At 48.2% G+C, this 3,890-nt stretch carries 5 protein-coding genes; 2 read left to right on the forward strand and 3 right to left on the reverse strand.

Annotation, left to right across the window (positions count from 1 at the left end):
* Positions 1 to 102 precede the first annotated feature (102 nt).
* Both rpmF and yceD read right to left on the reverse strand, forming a co-directional pair.
* Positions 103 to 273: a 50S ribosomal protein L32 gene (gene rpmF / locus MHN01_RS19275; RefSeq protein ID WP_006231206.1), complete on the reverse strand. Its 171-nt coding sequence runs from the start codon at positions 271 to 273 to the stop codon at positions 103 to 105.
* Positions 274 to 292: 19 nt separating this feature from the next.
* On the reverse strand, positions 293 to 808 hold the full coding sequence (gene yceD, locus MHN01_RS19280; protein WP_239412834.1) for a 23S rRNA accumulation protein YceD: 516 nt from the start codon (positions 806 to 808) through the stop codon (positions 293 to 295).
* Between the two features lie 361 nt (positions 809 to 1,169).
* On the opposite strand from yceD, the gene MHN01_RS19285 reads away from it, so the two are divergent.
* Positions 1,170 to 1,751 (forward strand): nucleoside triphosphate pyrophosphatase, encoded by a 582-nt coding sequence (locus MHN01_RS19285; protein WP_239412835.1) that lies wholly within the window; start codon positions 1,170 to 1,172, stop codon positions 1,749 to 1,751.
* 126 nt (positions 1,752 to 1,877) lie between these two features.
* Here the strand turns inward: MHN01_RS19285 and rluC are convergent, their stop codons facing one another.
* Positions 1,878 to 2,822: a 23S rRNA pseudouridine(955/2504/2580) synthase RluC gene (gene rluC, locus MHN01_RS19290; protein WP_160650329.1), complete on the reverse strand. Its 945-nt coding sequence runs from the start codon at positions 2,820 to 2,822 to the stop codon at positions 1,878 to 1,880.
* A gap of 437 nt (positions 2,823 to 3,259) precedes the next feature.
* On the opposite strand from rluC, the gene MHN01_RS19295 reads away from it, so the two are divergent.
* The coding region (locus MHN01_RS19295) for a ribonuclease E/G (protein ID WP_239412836.1) at positions 3,260 to 3,890 on the forward strand (631 nt) is incomplete at its 3' end.

Here is a 3,890-nt window from a genome sequence, read left to right on the forward strand (position 1 = left end):
GTATTGCAACAATGCCTGCACGGAGGCAGGCACTGTTACTTGAGGACCGAAATCCCCGCCCATTGCATCAAGTGCAACGGTTAGACCACTCAAGGTTCAACCTTATTTGTTGATAACCTTGCGGCCACGGTAGAAACCGTCAGCTGTTACGTGGTGACGTAGGTGAGTTTCACCACTTGCAGAATCTACAGATACAGCTGCAGTTGTTAGTGCATCGTGAGAACGACGCATGCCACGTGCTGCACGTGATTTTTTGCTCTTTTGTACGGCCATTAACCCTACTCCTGTTAAATTACTTACTTAGATTTTTCAATACTGCAAACGGATTCGGACGCTCATCAGCAACGGGGATCTCACCAAAAGTCATGTTTCCGCTGGCTTTACAGTCAGTTTCATCATGCATAGCGACTTGAGGCAACTCCAGAATCAATTCGTCTTCGACGATTTGAATCAGGTTAATCTCACCGTTTTCGTCGACGTCAGCCGGCTCATAAGCTTCCGGTAACTCATCAGCTGCCTCTGGTTTGAGGAGCGGACTGTAACAGAATTCAACACTGTATTGGTGTTTGAACTCTTCCTGGCATCGCTGACAGGTCAACATCACTTCAACATCTGCACTACCGCGCATAAATGCAAGGTGACGTTGGTCAAAGTCAAATGATAAGGTGACGTTTGCATCACGTGTTACGCTCTGTGTTGACTCGGCCAAACGCTCAAGCAAATCGGCTTTGATGATGCCATCATAGTCGAGTTTTTTCTGAGCTGCGCGAACCGGATCAACCGTTAGCGGCAATTTTACCTTTTGCATAGGGCGCGAATATTAGCCTTCTAATCAGTTTGAGTCAAAGGAAATGTGCGCGAATTAACAGCATTTAGCCAATTCACTTAGCTGCAATTAAACCTGCTTGGCCAATCGAGGACATTTCCGCCTTTTTGTCTGTTATCTGCCTGACTCACAACAAGTTGCCCCTCGTAATATAAGCGGTCAAATAACACACAAAACATGGCTAAAACACAACCAACCCAATTGCTAGACAAACACACCTTCAGTATGGCGCGAGTTTGAAATTAATGGCTGCATTTCTTACATTAGCCAGACTAACTGCAAAGATGGCCCACTTAAATTCGGCCGCTAGACTAACACAATCCCATATAATCTTGGTACAACTATGACTCAACCTTTGCTCCTGGCCTCAACCTCCCCTTTTAGAAAAGCCTTGCTAGAGAAGCTACAATACCCGTTTGAGACGGCTGGCCCAGACACTGATGAAACGGCCCATCCCGATGAAACTGCCGAGCAGCTCGTGACCCGGCTGGCCGAAGCCAAAGCCAAAGCCTGCGCAGAGGATTACCCAGCCCATCTGATTATCGGCTCGGATCAGGTATGTGTCATCAACGGCCATATTGTCGGCAAGCCACATACATCCGATAACGCCTTCAGGCAGCTACAGGCTGCAAGTGGCCAAGTCGTCACCTTCTATACCGGCCTGTGTCTATATAATGCAGTAACTGGCGATAGCGACGTGATCTGCGAACCCTTTCATGTTCACTTCAGAACATTGGCCGAGCAAGAAATCCGAAACTATATCCAGCGAGAAAATCCGTTGAACTGTGCCGGCAGCTTTAAAAGCGAAGGACTTGGCATTGCCTTGTTTGACAAATTAGAAGGCCGGGATCCGAATACCCTGGTTGGCCTGCCACTGATTGCCCTGCGCGAGATGCTCGCCAAGCAAGGGGTAGCGATTTTGTAATCAGGGCAACAAGCGTCCCTAATATAAGAAGGCGAGAAGCCAAACTCAGCTTCTCGCCCTAGTCAATACACCCACCATAGGCTCGCTCTATTCAGCGCAGCTTTTATTAGCGACTTTCTTCTGTCGCTATTTTTTCCGTAGCTGCTCAATGGCTCTTGTCAGCATCGGCTCCATCGGTGCGTTGATATCCATTAGCTCTTCCGTTTTAGGGTGCTTGAACTTAATGTTGGCCGCATGAAGGAAAAGTCGATTGAGGCCCGATTTTTTCGTATACGCATCAAAACGTGGATCACCATAGCGATCATCCCAGGCAATAGGGTGGCCGGTATACTGACAGTGGACACGGATCTGATGGGTTCGGCCCGTCACCGGGCTAGCCTGCACCAAGGTTGCCTGCTCAAGACGCTCAATTACTTTAAAGCGCGTATCCGACGCCTTCCCGTTTGGGTTAACGCGGACAATACTGTTCACTTCGTTTTTCATCAGCGGTGCCGTTACTTTTTTGCAACTGGCTTTCCACTCGCCCATCACCAGGGCAAAATAGTATTTCTGTACCGTCTTGTTACGGAATTGCTCCTGCAGCTGACGCAGCGCAGAGCGCTTCTTAGCCACCAGCAGTATCCCCGAGGTATCTCGGTCTATACGGTGGACAAGCTCGAGAAAACGGGCATCAGGACGAAGTGCGCGCAAGGCCTCGATAGCACCGAACTTCAAACCACTACCGCCATGTACCGCTGTTCCCGATGGCTTGTTAAGGATCAGCATCTGGTCATCTTCATAGATAATACAAGACTCAAGCTCGGCAACTTTATTGAGCTTGGTGCTGACCGGTGCCTGATCTTCTTTTTCCGGCACCTTCACCGGCGGCACCCTCACAAGATCACCATCCTGTAATTTATATTCAGGTTTTATGCGTTTTTTGTTTACTCGAACCTCACCCTTACGCAAAATACGGTAAATCATACTTTTTGGAACGTTTTTAAGCCGAGCACGGAGAAAGTTATCGATCCGCTGGCCCGCAAAGTCATCAGTAATCTCGATGAATTGCACTTTTGGTTTATCATCTTTCATAGGTTTTGATTGTATCACGCATGCAAAGCAGATTGCCGCAAAAAAGTCACCCTGCTATCATTGCGTGCAGGAGTAGGAAAACTTGCCTACTTTTGTAACACGGTGAACAGAATATCACCTAACTGACTATTATTCATACAGCTCTGGCGAGAAGCGCAGCAAATGGCGTAAGACGTTATTATCTCCGGAGTGTTTTTTAGCTTGCTCGATTATAGATTTTTTATTGGTGTGATAGATACCGCCGCGTGAAACGGTGATGCCAGCTGTATATTTCCTGATCTAATCATCTTGATACTGTTGGACAATACGTGTTGCCAGATAGCACTCCTGAATTCCAGCCGTGAGGCTGCATTTGTTATCAGACTTGGAGTCAGGCGCCGCCAGTACAAACTCGCTAATCGAGTCGCTAGTACAACGACAAAAACGAGTACAATATAATGAAAAGAATGTTGATTAACGCAACTCAAAAGGAAGAGTTGCGCGTCGCATTAGTTGATGGGCAGAAGCTCTTTGATCTTGATATCGAAAGCCCTGGCCACGAATCTAAAAAAGCAAATATTTACAAAGGTCGCATTACCCGCATCGAACCAAGCCTGGAAGCAGCGTTCGTTGACTATGGTTCTGAGCGCCACGGTTTCCTTCCACTGAAAGAAGTTGCCAAAGATTACTTCCCTGCCGACTACAGCTACCAAGGCCGCCCTAACATCAAGGAAGTGCTTAAAGAAGGTCAGGAAGTTATCGTTCAGGTCGACAAGGAAGAGCGTGGCAACAAAGGGGCAGCCCTGACAACGTTCATTTCTGTTGCCGGTAGCTACCTGGTGCTGATGCCTAACAACCCTCGTGCCGGTGGTATTTCACGCCGTATCGAAGGCGAAGAGCGTACTCAGCTAAAAGCGGCACTAAGCACGCTTGAGCTACCTCAGGGAATGGGCCTGATTGTACGTACCGCGGGTGTGGGCAAGTCGGCTGAAGATCTGGAATACGATCTGAACTACCTGCTCAACCACTGGGAGCGTGTGAAAGAAGCGGCAGATTCAGCACCGGCACCTTTCCTTATCCACCAGGAAA

Origin of the sequence: Photobacterium sp. OFAV2-7 (assembly GCF_022347985.1) — a bacterium.
GTDB lineage: Bacteria > Pseudomonadota > Gammaproteobacteria > Enterobacterales > Vibrionaceae > Photobacterium.